General features: G+C 48.4%; 15 protein-coding genes and 1 riboswitch. Of the genes, 8 read left to right on the forward strand and 7 right to left on the reverse strand.

What is annotated here, in order from left to right:
- Positions 1 to 26: 26 nt before the first annotated feature.
- Positions 27 to 247, reverse strand: a riboswitch (cobalamin riboswitch).
- 66 nt (positions 248 to 313) lie between these two features.
- The 5 genes from QU605_RS03735 (at position 314) to QU605_RS03755 (ending at position 5,192) form a co-directional block, all read left to right on the forward strand.
- Positions 314 to 1,465, forward strand: coding sequence for an ABC transporter substrate-binding protein (locus QU605_RS03735; protein ID WP_289723931.1), 1,152 nt, complete (start codon positions 314 to 316; stop codon positions 1,463 to 1,465).
- The gene (locus QU605_RS03740; protein ID WP_289723932.1) at positions 1,466 to 2,497 is read left to right on the forward strand and encodes an iron ABC transporter permease; all 1,032 of its coding nucleotides are present in this window, start codon (positions 1,466 to 1,468) and stop codon (positions 2,495 to 2,497) included. It begins immediately after the preceding gene.
- Positions 2,498 to 2,583: 86 nt separating this feature from the next.
- Positions 2,584 to 3,381 carry an ABC transporter ATP-binding protein gene (locus QU605_RS03745; RefSeq protein WP_289723933.1) on the forward strand — a complete coding sequence of 266 codons (798 nt, stop codon included), beginning with the start codon at positions 2,584 to 2,586 and terminating at the stop codon, positions 3,379 to 3,381.
- A gap of 54 nt (positions 3,382 to 3,435) precedes the next feature.
- The gene (locus QU605_RS03750) at positions 3,436 to 4,794 is read left to right on the forward strand and encodes a DNA recombination protein RmuC (protein ID WP_289723934.1); all 1,359 of its coding nucleotides are present in this window, start codon (positions 3,436 to 3,438) and stop codon (positions 4,792 to 4,794) included.
- An 11-nt stretch (positions 4,795 to 4,805) separates the two neighbouring features.
- Complete coding sequence (locus QU605_RS03755; RefSeq protein ID WP_289723935.1) at positions 4,806 to 5,192, forward strand: DUF8785 domain-containing protein; 387 nt, start codon at positions 4,806 to 4,808, stop codon at positions 5,190 to 5,192.
- Between the two features lie 13 nt (positions 5,193 to 5,205).
- Here the strand turns inward: QU605_RS03755 and pgl are convergent, their stop codons facing one another.
- Positions 5,206 to 5,919, reverse strand: a complete 714-nt coding sequence (gene pgl, locus QU605_RS03760) for a 6-phosphogluconolactonase (RefSeq protein ID WP_289723936.1) — start codon at positions 5,917 to 5,919, stop codon at positions 5,206 to 5,208.
- Between the two features lie 10 nt (positions 5,920 to 5,929).
- Positions 5,930 to 7,456 carry a glucose-6-phosphate dehydrogenase gene (zwf, locus tag QU605_RS03765; protein ID WP_289723937.1) on the reverse strand — a complete coding sequence of 509 codons (1,527 nt, stop codon included), beginning with the start codon at positions 7,454 to 7,456 and terminating at the stop codon, positions 5,930 to 5,932.
- Between the two features lie 178 nt (positions 7,457 to 7,634).
- Between zwf and gnd the strand changes: the two genes are divergently transcribed.
- On the forward strand, positions 7,635 to 9,044 hold the full coding sequence (gnd, locus tag QU605_RS03770; protein ID WP_289723938.1) for an NADP-dependent phosphogluconate dehydrogenase: 1,410 nt from the start codon (positions 7,635 to 7,637) through the stop codon (positions 9,042 to 9,044).
- 47 nt (positions 9,045 to 9,091) lie between these two features.
- Here the strand turns inward: gnd and carB are convergent, their stop codons facing one another.
- Together carB and rpmH are read right to left on the reverse strand one after the other, a co-directional pair.
- The gene (carB, locus tag QU605_RS03775) at positions 9,092 to 11,944 is read right to left on the reverse strand and encodes a carbamoyl-phosphate synthase large subunit (protein ID WP_289723939.1); all 2,853 of its coding nucleotides are present in this window, start codon (positions 11,942 to 11,944) and stop codon (positions 9,092 to 9,094) included.
- A gap of 89 nt (positions 11,945 to 12,033) precedes the next feature.
- Entirely contained in the window at positions 12,034 to 12,192 is a 159-nt protein-coding gene (gene rpmH, locus QU605_RS03780) for a 50S ribosomal protein L34 (RefSeq protein ID WP_289723940.1), read from the reverse strand.
- Between the two features lie 156 nt (positions 12,193 to 12,348).
- Between rpmH and QU605_RS03785 the strand changes: the two genes are divergently transcribed.
- Positions 12,349 to 13,248 (forward strand): DUF6263 family protein, encoded by a 900-nt coding sequence (locus QU605_RS03785; RefSeq protein ID WP_289723941.1) that lies wholly within the window; start codon positions 12,349 to 12,351, stop codon positions 13,246 to 13,248.
- Positions 13,238 to 13,753: a DUF2892 domain-containing protein gene (locus tag QU605_RS03790; protein ID WP_289723942.1), complete on the forward strand. Its 516-nt coding sequence runs from the start codon at positions 13,238 to 13,240 to the stop codon at positions 13,751 to 13,753. Before QU605_RS03785 ends, QU605_RS03790 begins: the two co-directional genes overlap by 11 nt.
- A gap of 231 nt (positions 13,754 to 13,984) precedes the next feature.
- On the opposite strand, the gene QU605_RS03795 is transcribed toward QU605_RS03790, so the two are convergent.
- From QU605_RS03795 to QU605_RS03805, 3 genes are all read right to left on the reverse strand, one after another.
- A complete protein-coding gene (locus QU605_RS03795; protein WP_289723943.1) occupies positions 13,985 to 14,335 on the reverse strand; it encodes an SdpI family protein in 351 nt (116 codons plus the stop codon).
- Between the two features lie 63 nt (positions 14,336 to 14,398).
- Positions 14,399 to 15,358 (reverse strand): lytic transglycosylase domain-containing protein, encoded by a 960-nt coding sequence (locus tag QU605_RS03800; protein WP_289723944.1) that lies wholly within the window; start codon positions 15,356 to 15,358, stop codon positions 14,399 to 14,401.
- Between the two features lie 32 nt (positions 15,359 to 15,390).
- Complete coding sequence (locus QU605_RS03805) at positions 15,391 to 16,038, reverse strand: alpha/beta fold hydrolase (RefSeq protein WP_289723945.1); 648 nt, start codon at positions 16,036 to 16,038, stop codon at positions 15,391 to 15,393.
- Between the last annotated feature and the right edge of the window lie 138 nt (positions 16,039 to 16,176).

The following is a 16,176-nucleotide window of genomic DNA, read 5'->3' on the forward strand; positions in this document are numbered from 1 at the left end:
GTAAACTTCTATCCCGAAAGTTTAACATTCCTTGTTTGGATTCGGCAGGTCTCCTGGCTTGCGTCCTGTTTTCGACCTTCCCGTGTTGAATTGGTAACACAGTGGTTTGAAGTTGAAAACAGGCATTCCGCATAAATGGGGCGGAACTCAGCTTACAGTTGCGGGAACAGCTCCGGTTTTACACCGGATTCCCTTTTAATGCCCGTCACATGAATGAGACGGACAACCATAATCCGGGCTAAAGGTAAACATCTTTAACCGTCTTTTGAATCCGGGGAATTAAAAATTACTTTTGGAATCTGAAAAAAACAGGATGAGATTTGGGTGTGTATTAGGATTGATCGCTTTATTCCTCCTGGGTTGCCGTGGCAATCGGGAACAGAAAGAAGCGATTCCCAGTACGGTCACCCAAACATGGATACCCCGTTATGCAAAAGGTTTTTATGTAGAACAAACGCAATCCGGGGTTGATTACCTCTATATCAAAAGTCCGTGGCCCGGTTCAACTAAGACATTCCGGTATGCCCTTGTGCCCGGGGCCGAACTTAAAGAATACCAAAGGGACCTCCACGCCGTTGACGGGGTGATTGGCATCCCCGCAAAACGGGTTATCCTAACCTCTACTACCCATGTTCCCGCACTTGAAACCCTGAACGTACATGAGACGCTTGTCGGCTTTCCGGGACTCCAGTACATCTCATCTGAGGGGACTCGGAAACGCATGGCATCCGGTGAGGTTCAGGAACTGGGCGCTAATGAAAATCTGAATACCGAAATGGTGGTTGCCCTGGATCCTGATCTCGTAGTCGGCTTCGGAGTCTCAGGGGCTCCCAGCGCTTACAAAACCCTGGAGGCATCGGGAATTCCAGTGGTATACAACGGAGACTGGATGGAGGAAAACCCGCTTGGGAAGGCAGAATGGATTGTTTTTTTCGGGCTGATGTTTGGAAAGCAGGAAGCGGCAATAAAAGCCTTTGAGGATGTCGAAAAGGCGTATTTAGAGGCGCGCAGTCTGGCCGCAGGAGCGGCGAATACGCCTACCGTACTCAGTGGATCGCTCTATCGGGATATTTGGTATCTCCCGGGGGGCAAGAGCTGGGCTGCACAGTTTATCGCCGATGCCAATGCAGAGTACCTTTGGCGGGATACGGATGAAACCGGCAGCCTTTCCCTCAGCCTGGAAAGTGTTCTGGAACAAGGAGCAGAAGCCGATTTCTGGATAGCCCCCTCCCAGTTTAAAAGGTATGTTGACATGGAGGAGGCTGAAGTGCACTACCGGCAGTTCAGGGCCTTCCGCGAGCGAAACATCTATACCTATGCCCTGAGTCAGGGCCCGGGTGACGGACTTTGGTATTATGAACTCGGACCCAGCAGACCGGACCTTGTTCTTAAGGACTTGATTTACTGGTTCCATCCCGGCCTGCTCAAGAATTATGAACCCTTCTTTTTCAAACCCCTCCAATAGATGAAAACCTCAAAAAACGCAGGGTACATTTTCGGAGGACTTTTCTTCTTGTTAATCCTGGCATGCCTGGCAAACCTGAGTCTGGGTTCGGTTCCGATTCCTCTGGACGACATTTTAGGCTCCCTTTTTGGCGGGGAAATCGGGCGCGAGTCCTGGAGGTATATCATTTGGAATTACAGGCTCCCGAAGGCGCTGACCGCCCTTTTAGTCGGGGGTGGGCTTTCCTTAAGTGGCCTGCTCATGCAAACATTGTTCAGGAATCCCCTGGCCGGGCCTTTTGTCCTCGGGGTGAGTTCGGGAGCGAGCCTCGGAGCTGCCATTCTGATTATGGGGGCGTCACTGATAGGAGGTTTAGGGGCACATTATCTGACCAGTGATCTATCGCTCATATTGGCCAGTGGCCTGGGAAGCCTCCTGGTCCTATTTACGGTTTTGGTAGTGGCAACACGATTAAAAGATGCAATGGCGCTCCTGATTGTAGGTTTGATGTTCGGGAGTATTACCGCAGCCCTGGTCACGGTATTATCTTATTTTTCGCCTGCAGAGCAGCTCCAACAATATATATTCTGGTCCTACGGCAGTGTGGGAAACCTCAGTTGGACGCAGGTGGGATTGCTGGCTATCTTTTTCCTTGCAGGGGTAGGCATAAGTGTTGGACTCCTCAAAGCCCTGAATGCCCTCTTGCTAGGAGAGCGGTATGCGGCAAGTATGGGTATCTCCACTACCCGTACCCGTAACTGGATCATCCTCGCTACCGGACTTCTGGCCGGAGGGATTACAGCCTTTGCAGGGCCCATAGCTTTTATTGGCCTGGCCGTTCCACACCTGGCAAGGCAGCTGCTAGGTACCCAGGATCATCGCGTCCTGCTCCCTGCCGTCCTCCTTTATGGAGGGATTCTCATGCTGCTTTGTGATATGATTGCCCAACTTCCTTTTTCGGCCTACGTCCTGCCGATTAATGCCATCACATCTCTGGTGGGTGCCCCGGTGATCATCTGGCTGCTGATCCGTCAAAATCGGATGGTATTCTGAATTCAGGGCCTGAACCCCCGGTTAGGTTTTCTTTTGAGTTCCCCTTAATTTCGCAAACAAGCCCATCCTTTTAAAATTAGGAATACATGCAAACGGATTTCCAATCAGCACATCCACTACAGGTCACGGGACTGGAAATTGGCTATAAAACAAAGAAGGAGGTCCATAGCCTCGCCACGGATCTGAACTTCACCTTACCACCGGGCAGTTTAAATGCTGTCGTTGGGGTCAATGGGGTTGGGAAATCCACGCTTCTGCGAACCCTTTCAGGGATGCACCCAACACTACAGGGAAAGGTGCACCTTCAGGGTATACCCCTTGATGATATGGAACCCCTCCGCAGGGCCCAATGCCTCAGTGTTGTACTTACAGAACCCCTTGCCTCCAAAAACCTGACGGTCACCGAACTCGTGCGTTTGGGGCGGCACCCCTACACCAATTGGATCGGACAGCTTAGTCCGGCGGATCGGACCCGTGTCGCTTTTGCGCTGGATAGGATGGAACTCCAGCCAATTGCTGACCAGCCCTGCCATACCCTGAGTGACGGACAGCTGCAACGAACGCTTATCGGAAGAGCCCTTGCTCAGGATACCCCCCTGATGCTTTTGGATGAACCGACGACCCACCTGGATTTATACCACAAGGTGAACATTTTAAAGCTGTTAAAGCAAGTTGCACATACGGCCGGAAAAACAATACTGTTTTCCACACACGAAATTGACCTGGCCATCCAGCTTTGCGATCAAATACTCATTCTCGATGCGGACTTTTCCCAGTTTGGCAGTCCTTGCCAGCTCATTGAATCCGGGGCATTTGAAAAGCTATTCCCCACCGACACCATACGTTTTGACCGGACAACCGGAATGTTCAAGGTTAATAAGTAATGAAGGCATGTTGCTTTTAATCTTCAGGCTTCTTTCTATCTTTACAAGGAGAAAATGGAATTAACAACGAATTTTTGGCTCTTACTCCTCGGGATGATTTCCGTTCTGGGTATCGGCTTTTTCCTGGGAGGGTATATCCTGCGTCTAAAATTACGGGCGGAGCAGAGCGCTGCGGAAGCCCGGCAGGAGCAATTGGGGAAAAATCTGGAACAGCTCGGAATAGAATTGGTCAGTATCAAGGAAGACCGGCGTCAATTGCATCTTGAAAAAGAGCATTTGGGGCAGGAACTCATACGCAGGGAATCAGAAGTTGCCCAACTTCGGGAAAAGCAGGCGGAACAAAAAAAGGAGATTCTCCAATTACAGGATACCTTTACAAAAGAGTTTGAAAACCTGGCAAATAAAATCCTGGAAGAGAAAAGCTCAAAATTTACGGAACAGAATCAGAAGAACATCAGAAACATCCTGACCCCGCTTCACGATAAAATACAGTTGTTCGAGAAAAAGGTAGAAGAAACGCGTAAGGAAAACTACGGGATTCACCAGGCCCTCAAGGAGCAATTGATGACCCTGCAAAACCAGAATCTGAAAATAACCAGGGAAGCCGAAAACCTCACACGCGCCCTCAAAGGAGAGAGCAAGATGCAGGGGAATTGGGGGGAACTGGTCCTGGAGCGGGTCCTGGAAAAATCAGGTCTGGAAAAAGACCGGGAGTATTCGGTTCAGCAGAGTTTCCGCCGGGAGGATGGAAGTCGTTCACTCCCCGATGTGATCATCCACCTGCCGAATGGCAACAAGATGGTTGTGGATTCCAAAGTATCCCTCACGCATTACGAGCGCTATGTAAATGGGGAGGAAACCGAGCAGGATACCTATCTGAAAGAACATTTGAACTCCCTGAAGCGGCATGTCGAGCAGCTCTCGGCTAAAAAATACGAGGATCTTTACGAAATGGAAAGTCCGGATTTTGTATTGATGTTCGTACCCATCGAAACGGCCTTTACCATTGCGATTAACACCGAACCAGATCTTTACAATAAGGCATTTGAACATAATATCGTCATCGTCACCCCTTCCACCCTGCTGGCTACCTTACGTACCATAGACAGTATGTGGAGTAACGAAAAACAAAGGCGTAACGCGATAGAAATCGCGAGGCAGGCCGGGGCCCTTTACGACAAATTTGAAGGATTGGTCACAGACCTCACCCAGGTGGGCAAACGGATGGACGAAGCCAAAAACGAATACAGCGGAGCGATGAACAAGCTCGTAACCGGCCGTGGTAATATTATCGGACGCATCGAAAAGTTGAAAAAAATGGGGGCTAAAACGAAGAAGTCACTCCCTGAAACCATTCTAAAAAGGGCGGAAGAAGCCAATATATCAGGCCCTGAAGAATTAGATTTACATTAAATAAGATAGTCATGTTTAAAAGTATCCTCTATAAATCCCTCGGGGTCCTGGCGCTAATGATCACAGGCGTTTTTCTGTTTCTTTATTATGTTACCTACAGCGAAGGCACCCGATCTGGCGAGCTTATTAAATTTAGCAATAAAGGGGTGTTGTTTAAGACCTGGGAAGGGGAAATTAGCCAGGGAATATCCGGTGCACAAATCTTTCGTTTCTCGATTTTGGACAGGGATAAGGAGGTCATCGAGGCGATGAAAGCAGCCGAAGGACAATACATTAAAGTAAATTACGAGGAGCGCTTTACTACCTTTCCCTGGTGGGGAGACAGCAAGTATTTTATTACGGATGTCGAGATTTCACAATCCCCCCACAGGAGTAAATACGGCTCAAATTCACCCTGAATACCCAAGGGAATCATCTGCTCATACGGGCTGCCTGTTCATCAACCATCCACAGTAAACGGCCACTTGAAGGTGCAACAAGGGATGCGGGCAGTTGTTCACTTCCCGGTCTTTTATTGATAATTTGATCCAGAGGCGCAGCCTTGTTTGCACCGGTTACCAGGAAGACCACGCGCTTGGCATTGTTGATGATCTGTCCGGTAAGGCTAATGCGTTTTTGTCCGCTTTCCGGGTGCTCGGCAACCACGCAATGTGATTCCGATTCCCATAACCCGATCTGATGTGGAAAAATCGAGGCTGTATGCCCATCGTCCCCCATACCCAGAATTACCAGGTCGAATTGGGGGATCCCCCCCACTTCTTTCAGGGTAGCATCGAGAAGTTTTGAATAGCGCACGGCTTCTTCCGAAGGTGGGTTTTCACCCCGTACGCGAAAAATTCGGGAAGGATTTACCGGTACTTTGTCCAACAAGTGAATTCGCGTCATCCGATAATTGCTCTGCGCATCGTCAGGCGGCACACAACGCTCGTCTCCCCAGTAAAAACTCAAATCCGGCCAGGGTAATCTTTGCAGGTACTCCTCGGCGAGAAGATCGAACCAAATTTCGGGCGTGCTGCCTCCGGATAATGCGATACTGCTCAATCCTTCCTCCCGGCACCAGATTTCGACATGTTCGGAAAGCGCCCGGGCGACATCAGCCTTTGAGTTGTATATTTTAAGTTCCATTTCCAGATTCTTAGACAATGACACAAAAACCCGGATCATCTGTCAGATGTTCTCCGGGATTCCTCCAGGTGTACTCCCCCTCAATCAGTTCGTCTGCATTCTTGGGCCCCCACATCCCGGCCGAATACCCAAAGGTGACCGCATTCGGATCTGTTTGCCAGAACTTTACGATCGGATCCACAAACTCCCATGCGGCCTCCACCTCATCGGCCCGGGCATAAAGGGTCGCATCGCCCTGCATCGCATCGAGCAACAGCCGCTCATAGGCTTCCATGATTTTTTGGTCCGCGAGCTCTGAGTAGTAAAAGTCGAGATTCGCCCTTTCCACTTCAAATCCCTGGCCTGGGACTTTGACCCCAAATTTGACCAGAATCCCCTCGTTCGGCTGAATACGGATAATCAGCTTATTGTCTTTATTCTGTACCATGGAATTCCGGAATATCTGATGGTGGGGAGTCTTAAAATGTATGACCACTTCGGTGACTTTGGTGGGCATCCGCTTGGCCGTTCGAACATAAAAGGGAACTCCTGCCCATCGCCAGTTATCCACGTAAAATTTAAGGGCCGCATAGGTTTCCGTTTTGGAATTGGGGTCGACCCCCTCTTCCTGTCTGTAACCGATCACCGGTTCTCCATTGCTCTCCCCTGCCAGGTATTGGCCGCGTATGGTATTCTTGTGAAGGGTTTCAGGATCATCCATGATCCGGAGGGATTTAAGTGCTTTTACTTTTTCGTTTCGGATTTCCTCCGGCTCAGACCCGATCGGAGGTTCCATTACAACAAGGGAAACAATCTGCAAAAGGTGATTCTGAAACATGTCACGGAGTGCCCCGGACTTGTCGTAATACCCCCCTCTTTTGCCCACACCGACGCTTTCGGCATTGGTGATTTCCACATGACGGATGTAATTCCGGTTCCAAAGGGGTTCGAAAATGCTATTCGCAAAACGCGTCACCAGAAGGTTCTGAACGGTTTCTTTACCCAGATAGTGATCTATGCGGTATATCTGGGACTCCTGAAAGTACTTCTGAAGGTTGTCATTGAGTTCGTGGGCCGAGGCGAGATCGTATCCGAAAGGTTTTTCTACAATCAGACGGGTCCACCCTCCATTGTCGGAGGTCAGGCCTGCCTTATTGAGGTTACGCGCTATTATCTCGTACAGGGACGGTGGTGTTGAGAGGTAAAATATGTAGTTCCCTGCAGTTTTCTGTGCTTTGTCCAGAGCTTCAATACGCTCATTTAAAGCTGAGTAATCCACGTCATAGGAGTCACCCAGGTCAAAGTAAAATACTTTTTCGGCAAAAGATTTTCTAAGACCGTGATTCTTCACCGTTTCGGGAATATGCTTGTTCTGAAGGACAACCTGATCCCTGAAAGAACCATCGTCAGAGTCGCTGCGGCTGATACCCAGAACCGCAAAATTTTTTGGGAGGTATTTCTCCTCGTAAAGGCTAAATAATGCCGGGATCAGTTTGCGCTCCGTGAGGTCCCCTGAGGCGCCGAAAATTATGAGCAGCTGTGGTGGTGTTTTATCCATTATGCAATTAAACAGCGTTTGACTCGCCTGCTTTAAATGAATAAAGGCAGGACCCTTCGAACGCACCTGTTAAGTAGAATATTTCCCCTATTTTTGAAGAATCCCACACGAAGATAGAACTTATTTGTCTGGGTAAAAAATCGGGTTTCAGGCGGGTATTCACACTAAAAGAAAAGGCATGCAAACAAAGGATACATACGAATTCGGACTGGTGGGTCTCGGAGTGATGGGTCGGAATTTTATTTTAAATGTAGCCGAAAACGGCTTTAGTGCCCTGGGGTATGATCTGATGCCCGAAAAGGCAGAAGCCCTTCGTGAGGAAGGGGCTGCAGTGGGCAAGGTAGCCGCCTCAAGTGATTTGAATGAGTTCATAACTGCCCTGGCCAAACCCCGTAAAATCATGCTCCTGGTGCCTGCAGGAAAGATTGTGGACCAGGTGATTGAAGACCTGCTTCCTAAACTGGATACAGGTGACCTTATCATCGATGGAGGTAATTCGCATTTTCGGGATACGGATCGTCGCGAGGCCTATCTGAAGTCCAAGGGAATATACTTTATTGGAGCCGGGGTTTCAGGCGGGGCTGAAGGGGCGCGCAGGGGACCGAGTATTATGCCCGGTGGCGCACAGGAGGTTTATCCTGAAATCCAGCCGATCTTCGAGGCCGTTGCGGCCAACTACGCAGGAAGCCCCTGTGTGGCCTACCTTGGGCCGGGATCAGCCGGGAACTATGTTAAAATGGTTCACAATGGGATCGAATACGGAATGATGCAGCTCACCGGGGAATGCTATCAAATTCTGGCCCAACTCGGAGGGTTTGACAATTCAGAGATCCGGACCGTTTTCGAACGCTGGAATCAAGGCAGGCTGCAATCCTTCCTCGTGGAAATTACTTCTGAGATTTTTGGAAAAGAAGATCCGATGGGAACCGGAGAATTAATCGATAAGATCCTGGATAAAGCCAGGCAGAAAGGCACGGGAAAATGGACTTCCCAAAATGGCATGGACCTCGGGATTCCGGTTCCCACTATCGATATTTCGGTAAGTATGCGTGCCATTTCCGCATTCAAGACGAAGCGGGAGGAAGCGGAAAAACGCTATAAGAAACCCGCGGTTTCCCTGGTGGATAAAAACCTGCTGGAAGCCCTTTGTGAACCCTCCCTGTATTTTGCCTTTTTGATGACCTATGCCCAGGGATTGCACCAACTTCGTGAAGCCTCTAATGAGTATGGCTATAACCTGAATCTGGCTACCATCAGTGAGATTTGGCGGGCCGGGTGTATCATCCGTGCCGGAGTCCTTGACGATATCGCCTCAGCCTTTAAGGAAGAAGCAGCGCTCGAGCATTTGTTGCTGTCCGGGGAGTTTACCGAAAGAATCACGGCCTGCATCCCCACAGTAAGGAAACTGGTTTCGAAGGCTATTGAAAGTGGAATACCCGTGCCGGCGCTCTCCGCATCGCTGAGCTACTTTGACGCTTTTACAACAGGTAGACTCCCGATGAACCTGATCCAGGCGCAACGCGACTATTTCGGGTCTCATACCTATGAGCGGACGGATCGGGAAGGATCCTTCCATACGGAATGGTAAAACCGCATCCTTAAACCCTTAAGATTCCGGGGGGCTGTTATAGCACCCTATTTGCTGAGGTACATTTTACGCCTGGAGTACAGATTGTAAAATTCATCGTCCTTCAAACTCTTTATAAACAGGATACTCTCTCCCGTACTTTTCATTTCAGGCCCGAGATTCTTATTCACTTTGGGGAATTTATTAAAGCTAAAGACCGGTTGCTTAATTGCAAATCCTTCCAGGGATGGATTAAAATCAAAATCGCTCAGTTTACTTTCCCCCAGCATAATCTTGGTGGCGTAGTTTACATAAGGCTCACCATAAGCCTTGGCGATAAAGGGTACGGTTCGAGATGCCCTCGGATTGGCTTCGATGATATATACCTGATCCCCTTTTATGGCGAATTGAATGTTAATCAGCCCGACGGTATTCAGGGCAAGGGCAATCTTATGGGTATGATCTTTGATTTGCTGTAACACAAACTCCCCAAGATTAAAGGGTGGCAAGGTCGCATTGGAGTCACCGGAATGTATCCCGCAAGGCTCGATATGTTCCATGATACCAATAATATGTACCTCATTACCGTCACAAATGGCATCGGCCTCCGCCTCGATGGCCCCATCGAGGTAGTGATCCAGCAAAAGCTTGTTATTTGGGATCTTCCGAAGCAGGTCCACCACATGGGTTTCCAGTTCCGTTTTGTTAATCACAATCTTCATCCCCTGTCCTCCGAGCACATATGAAGGGCGCACCAGGAGCGGGAAATTCAATTCATCGGCAAGGGCAAGGGCTTCATCCGCGCTTTCTGCCACCCCGAACTGAGGATAAGGAATATTGTTTTCCTTCAGCAGGCGGGAAAAACTGCCGCGATCTTCGGCCAAATCCAGGGATTTATAACTTGTTCCCATAATGCGGATTCCGTATTTATCGAGCTTTTCAGCCAGCTTTAAGGCGGTCTGCCCACCTAACTGCACAATGACCCCTTCAGGCTTTTCATGCAGGATAATATCGTAGATATGCTCCCAGAAAACAGGTTCAAAGTAGAGCTTGTCCGCAGTATCAAAATCCGTCGAAACGGTTTCCGGGTTGCAGTTGATCATGATCGTTTCGTAGCCTACCTCGGAAGCTGCAAGAACCCCGTGAACACAACAGTAGTCAAACTCGATCCCCTGCCCGATCCGGTTCGGCCCCGAGCCGAGTACCACGATCTTCTTGCGGTCTGTAACTTCACTATCGTTGGCGACATACCTTTCGCCCCCGGGCGTCTCAATCTCCGCTTCAAAAGTCGAATAGTAATACGGGGTCATGGCTTTAAATTCCGCCGCACAGGTATCAACCAGTTTGTAGACCCTTTTGATGTCCAGGGACATTCTTTTTTCGTGTACCTCACTCTCCCAACAATCGAGCATATGGGCAATCTGCCGGTCTGCGAAGCCCTTTTGCTTGGCCTCCAGAAGCAGTTCTTTGGGAAGGGTCTCCACAGAGTTCGTACTGATCTCCTTCTCCAATTGATACAATTCCTCATACTGACGCAAAAACCACATATCTATTTTAGTGATTTCGTGGATCCTGCTCAGCGGGATACCGAGTTGTATCGCATCGTAAATGACAAATACGCGGTCCCAACTGGCATAGGTAAGCTTCTGAATAATCTGATCGTAATCCGTGTATCCTTTCCCGTCAGCCCCGAGGCCATTCCGTTTAATCTCCAGGGATTGTGTGGCTTTATGGAGGGCTTCCTGAAAAGAGCGCCCAATACCCATTACTTCCCCCACCGACTTCATCTGCAGTCCAAGACTTCTATCCGCCCCTTCGAACTTATCGAAGTTCCAGCGGGGAATCTTAACGATTACGTAATCCAGGGTAGGTTCGAATAATGCCGAGGTTGATTGGGTAATCTGGTTATTCAATTCGTCCAAACTGTATCCGATAGCCAGCTTTGCAGCTACCTTGGCTATCGGGTATCCTGTGGCTTTGGAAGCCAGGGCCGACGAACGCGATACCCTCGGATTAATTTCAATGGCAATTATTTCTTCTTTCTCGTCCGGGCTTACGGCAAATTGCACATTACAACCGCCTGCAAAATCCCCGATACTCCTCATCATCTTGATGGCGAGATCACGCATCCGCTGAAATGTGCTGTCAGAGAGCGTCATTGCCGGGGCTACGGTTATGGAGTCCCCGGTGTGGATCCCCATGGGATCCATATTTTCTATGGTACAAATGATGACTACATTGTCATTCTTGTCCCTTAAAAGTTCAAGCTCAAATTCCTTCCAGCCCATCATGGCCTTGTCAATCATGACCTCATGTATGGGTGATATTTCCAGGCCGCGGCTGAGCAATTCATCAAAGTCAGCGGGGTCATGAACGATAGAGGCCCCTGCCCCTCCGAGGGTATAGCTGGCGCGAATCACCAGGGGAAATCCGAATTCCTGGGCTATCTCTTTCCCTTTGAGAAAAGAAGTAGCTGTGGCTTGTGGCGCCATCGCTACCCCGATCCGGGTCATCAGCTCGCGGAATTTTTCACGGTCCTCCGTGATATTGATCGCATCGATATCCACCCCGATAATCTCGATTCCAAAGTCATCCCAAATCCCTTTTTCGCCCGCTTCTATACACAAATTAAGCGCTGTCTGCCCCCCCATTGTTGGCAACACGGCATCCAGATTAGGATGCTTCTTCAGCACTTCGATGATGGATTTTGTATTCAGCGGTAACAAGTACACATGATCGGCCATTGAAGGATCCGTCATGATGGTAGCCGGATTGCTATTGATCAGAACGGTTTCAATACCGTCTTCTCTGAGGGAGCGAAGTGCCTGTGAACCAGAGTAGTCAAACTCGCAGGCTTGTCCGATGATAATTGGGCCTGATCCGATGATCAGTATCGATTTGAGGTCTTTTCTTTTAGGCATGGTGGGATGGATTAATAGTTTTTAAGCAAAAAAAAGGTGCTACTTTCAACAAGTAACACCTGATTTATTTCTGAAAAAGGGGTAAACCATTATTTCTTATGTCTCGGCTCAGAAGATACACTAAGTTTCTTACGGCCTTTTGCCCTCCTGCGCGCAAGCACCTTGCGGCCGTTGGCCGATGACATACGCTCGCGGAAACCGTGTTTGTTTCTGCGTTTTCTTCTTGAGGGCTGAAATGTTCTTTTCATAACTAGGTGCTTTTAACCTGCTCAATTTTGCCCGATTCCCTGTGCAAAATCTGGGCGCAAATATACGAAGACTTTTGGCTTTCCCAAATCGGAATAAATTTTTTTTAGAATTGTTTTTACTACTTTTGCAATTGCATTTTTTAAGCCGAATTCCCAATGGCGCGAACCCTATTCATACTCTTTGTTTTTTTTGGTTTACCCGGGCTGCTCACTGCCCAGAGTTCACTGGCCTATCAGCTTAAAAAGGGTGATGTGTTTACGGTAGAACAGAAAGCGGAGCAACATATAATTCAAAACCTGGATGAAACCAGCCACGAACTCACGAATCGGGTTACAGGCGTATTGCAATTCAATGTAGTACAGGAGAGTGACACGGCTTACGTCCTTGAGTTTATGTTTAACGACCTTATTTTCAAAATTGAAAGCAGTCTGCAGGGGGTACTTCTCGATGTACATGCCGCAGAACCCGAGGCCGGGGATACACAGGCTGAAATTTTTAATTCCCTGCTGAATATTCCTGTACTCATGACATTGAGTAAACGAGGTGAAATCCTGGAGGTCTCCGGGGGGGATCAGTTGGTCTCCAGAGTTTTGGAACAGTCCGGCATTCCCGAAGGGTTCTCGAGAACCGTGATGAAAAAGTCCCTCGAACAACAATACGGATCCAAAGCCCTGGCGGAAAGCTATGAACAGATGACCTTCTTCTATCCCGGTCAACCGGTTCGGGAAGGTGATCAATGGTCAAATCAATACGATGGCAAGCTGGAGGCCTTAAACACCTGGACCCTGGATAGTTTGAATACGGGCAGCGCCTATATCAGCGGAAAGGCGAAAATCGTGATTAAAACCGATGAACCTTCAAACACGATGCGTCTCGAAGGTGAGCAGCAAACCTCTGTGATGACGGATATGGCGAGCGGATTCATGCGGGAGATGAATGTTCAGACCCGGGCAGAAGGAATATCAACGGCCGCACAAATGGGGGATGTACAAATCCCCACAGTAGTAAATTCTAATGTTACATACCGATTAATAGCTCAAAAAAATGTTCAATAAAAACCTCAAATTAGTACTTGCATTTGCGATCATTGCCTTCGCAGGCTATCAATTTGTTCAGGGGGAAATCGGAAATGGGATCTTTCTGATTTTGCTCTCCCTCATTTTTGTATTCCTATACTTCAGAAACGAACTGATCCTTTTATCCTTCCTGCGGATGCGAAAGCAGGATTTGGACGGAACGGAAAAGTGGCTGAAAAAGATTAAAAACCCCGAAGCCGCCCTGACCACGAAGCAACAGGGGTATTACAATTATTTGCACGGCATTATCTACTCCCAGAAGAACCTCACACAGGCTGAAAAATACTTCCGAAAAGCGCTGAAATTAGGTTTGAATATGGATTACGACGTGGCGATGGCCAAACTGAGCCTCGCGGGGATTTCCATGCAAAAACGCCGCAAGCGAGAGGCGACGAACCTGCTTCAGGAAGCCAAAAAGCTGGATAAGAACAATATGCTGAGTGAGCAGATCAAAATGATGCAACAACAGCTGAAAAAGATTTAGGAAGCTATTAGCTCCTGTTGGGTGGCCGGTAAGCCATTCCATTTGGGGAGTACCCCCATCCCCCGCTTTCAAGCTAACTCACACCTCTGCAAAATCCATTCACCAAAAAGGTTTTCCCATTTATCTGCAAACCGAAGCGTGATGCAAGTAGCCTATCATTGACCTGTTTCTGTATTCAGCAGTCTAAAAATCGGAACCCCTGGAAACGCCTCCCATTCGATTAAATCAGGCTTAATCCTTAAATTTCCGCTTAAGCCCGGCCTCGACGCGCAGTACCGGGAGGCATAGAAAAGCAATAACCAGGATGAGCGCAATCCAGACCGCCATGGTGATCGGAAGTGGGAGCCAGTGGCCGGGAAGGCCAAGGATAAATAGAATGGCACCGCTTCGAATCAGCTCGCGCCCACCCAATACCTGGGCAAAGTCCCATCGCTCCTGACTCTTCATTGAGTTCCTGGTCCGATAGCCATAAAACCAGTTTATGGACTTAGGAGGGTATTTTTTAAGTATAAATCCGGAGAGTGCAGAGATAATCCCCGTTGACAAAAGGATGATAGACCAGGGATTTACAAACAATTCCACTTTAAAGCCAGTATTACCGTTTTAAATGTGAACAACTCGCGTAAAATGCGATACCTATTAATCTTAGGGTCCTACCTTGTAATATCCCTTCATGGGAATGGAGATCTGATATTTTTTACCCGAAGCATTATTGAGGTGTGGTTCCCTGAGCCAGGGATTATGTCGTTTTAAGATCTTATAGCTGATGCCATAGTTCTGCGCGAACTCAGCAAAACTGCCAACGGCCGTATCCACTTCCACCTGGAAGGTGGGGATGTTCTGATAGAAATCATCCGATCCGATCTTAAAACCATATTGTTCAGGATTTGACAGGATTTCTTTTATGGCCATGATTCGAAAGACATATCGCCCGGTTTCCTCACCGAGAAGCAAATCGTAATAACCTTCGGCCTGCTGGATGTCCAGATAGCGGTCAATCGAACCGGTACCGGCATTATAAGCGGCGGCGGCCAGGGTCCAGCTGCCGTATTTCTCCTTGTATTTATTGAGGTAGTCACAGGCCACCTGAGTGGCCTTTTCCAGATGATAGCGCTCATCTACATTGCTATTAATCTCCAGACCGTATTCCTTTCCGGTAGCCTTCATGATTTGCCAGAACCCCCGCGCTCCTGCCGGGGAGGAAACGTTCTGCAGGCCACTTTCTGCCACAGCCAGGTATTTGAAGTCTTCAGGGATGCCATTTTTTAACAGGATTGGCTCAATGATTGGAAAGTACTTATTGGCGCGTTTCATCAGTAAAAGCGCATTGGACTGCCAGTAGGTGTTAACGAGGAATTCCCTGTCAATTCGCTCCATGACCTCCGGATCCTCCTGCGGAACAGCTTCGCCTGCAAAATTTAAATCCTCCGGGATGGTAATGGCGGATACCTGATAGGACGGATCCACGTTTTTATCTGTGGTTTCGGAATGCCCGGTTGCATAGGTTTCACCATCGGTGTTTACACCTTGTTGCACAGCAAATATCAGGGAGCTCAGGACGACCAGCACCCCAAGTAGCATCAGGCTTTTTTTCAGTAATTGCATGGGAATTGACTTAAAATTACCTCTCAAAGGTATTAAATAGAACCTGCTTCCTCCAATATTATTGCAGGCAATCGCTCATTAAACCATTTATAGCGATGTATTATCATGGTGTGGGTACCTCCCTTAACGCAGAGGCAGGGACCCAAATAGGCAAACGGAAAAACGGCATCCTGATCCCCGTGTATATGAACGAGTCCGGCTTCCGGTTCTTCCCGCTCCCAGTTCACAATGGCATCCAGGGCCCAATTGAGATACTCCTTGTCGCGAATCCCCAAATACCGTTCATAGAGCTTTAGTCTTTTCCGCACCGCATCGCCGAAAGCAAAACGCGTGAGTGTCTCCAGGTTGGTTATCACTCCTGTGGGCAGCAGTTTATGGAGGCTGGTATATCTGGCAAGCAGCAACCTTCTGGGCATTTCCTTCCGGCACTTTATGCTTGAAATTACTATGAGTTTTCTGGGATTGAGAAATTGCGCCATTTCCTGAATAAGCATCCCTCCAAAAGAAACCCCCACAAGTACCGGGTCCTCATGGGTGACCTTTTCGGCCATCATTCTGGCATAGTCTGTAAGGTCCATTTGGGGGGACGGGGGGAACCAATCCAGATAATGAACTTCAAACTGAGATGTGGGTAATTTGATGTATTCAAATATCTTTGGGCTGGCTGCCAACCCTGGCATAAAATAAACATGGATTATTTCCACTGAAGGGGTGTTCAAAACGCGCTATTCCTTAGGTTTTTAGCATTTTTTTTAGTACTTTTGTACGATGTCATCTCATATGCTTCCCAAATCCGTAGATGACAGTATTAGTAGGTC

Origin of the sequence: Robiginitalea aurantiaca (genome assembly GCF_030380815.1) — a bacterium.
Lineage (GTDB): Bacteria > Bacteroidota > Bacteroidia > Flavobacteriales > Flavobacteriaceae > Robiginitalea > Robiginitalea aurantiaca.

What these genes read in the sequence shown, in the direction of transcription:
- carB (WP_289723939.1), bottom strand. Translation starts at nt 11,944, where the DNA reads ATGCCTAAAAGAAAAGACCTCAAATCGATACTGATCATCGGATCAGGC.
- QU605_RS03745 (WP_289723933.1), top strand. Translation starts at nt 2,584, where the DNA reads ATGCAAACGGATTTCCAATCAGCACATCCACTACAGGTCACGGGACTG.
- QU605_RS03790 (WP_289723942.1), top strand. Translation starts at nt 13,238, where the DNA reads ATGTTCAATAAAAACCTCAAATTAGTACTTGCATTTGCGATCATTGCC.
- QU605_RS03740 (WP_289723932.1), top strand. Translation starts at nt 1,466, where the DNA reads ATGAAAACCTCAAAAAACGCAGGGTACATTTTCGGAGGACTTTTCTTC.
- QU605_RS03735 (WP_289723931.1), top strand. Translation starts at nt 314, where the DNA reads ATGAGATTTGGGTGTGTATTAGGATTGATCGCTTTATTCCTCCTGGGT.
- QU605_RS03805 (WP_289723945.1), bottom strand. Translation starts at nt 16,038, where the DNA reads ATGCCAGGGTTGGCAGCCAGCCCAAAGATATTTGAATACATCAAATTA.
- QU605_RS03785 (WP_289723941.1), top strand. Translation starts at nt 12,349, where the DNA reads ATGGCGCGAACCCTATTCATACTCTTTGTTTTTTTTGGTTTACCCGGG.
- gnd (WP_289723938.1), top strand. Translation starts at nt 7,635, where the DNA reads ATGCAAACAAAGGATACATACGAATTCGGACTGGTGGGTCTCGGAGTG.
- QU605_RS03750 (WP_289723934.1), top strand. Translation starts at nt 3,436, where the DNA reads ATGGAATTAACAACGAATTTTTGGCTCTTACTCCTCGGGATGATTTCC.
- zwf (WP_289723937.1), bottom strand. Translation starts at nt 7,456, where the DNA reads ATGGATAAAACACCACCACAGCTGCTCATAATTTTCGGCGCCTCAGGG.
- QU605_RS03755 (WP_289723935.1), top strand. Translation starts at nt 4,806, where the DNA reads ATGTTTAAAAGTATCCTCTATAAATCCCTCGGGGTCCTGGCGCTAATG.
- pgl (WP_289723936.1), bottom strand. Translation starts at nt 5,919, where the DNA reads ATGGAACTTAAAATATACAACTCAAAGGCTGATGTCGCCCGGGCGCTT.
- QU605_RS03800 (WP_289723944.1), bottom strand. Translation starts at nt 15,358, where the DNA reads ATGCAATTACTGAAAAAAAGCCTGATGCTACTTGGGGTGCTGGTCGTC.
- rpmH (WP_289723940.1), bottom strand. Translation starts at nt 12,192, where the DNA reads ATGAAAAGAACATTTCAGCCCTCAAGAAGAAAACGCAGAAACAAACAC.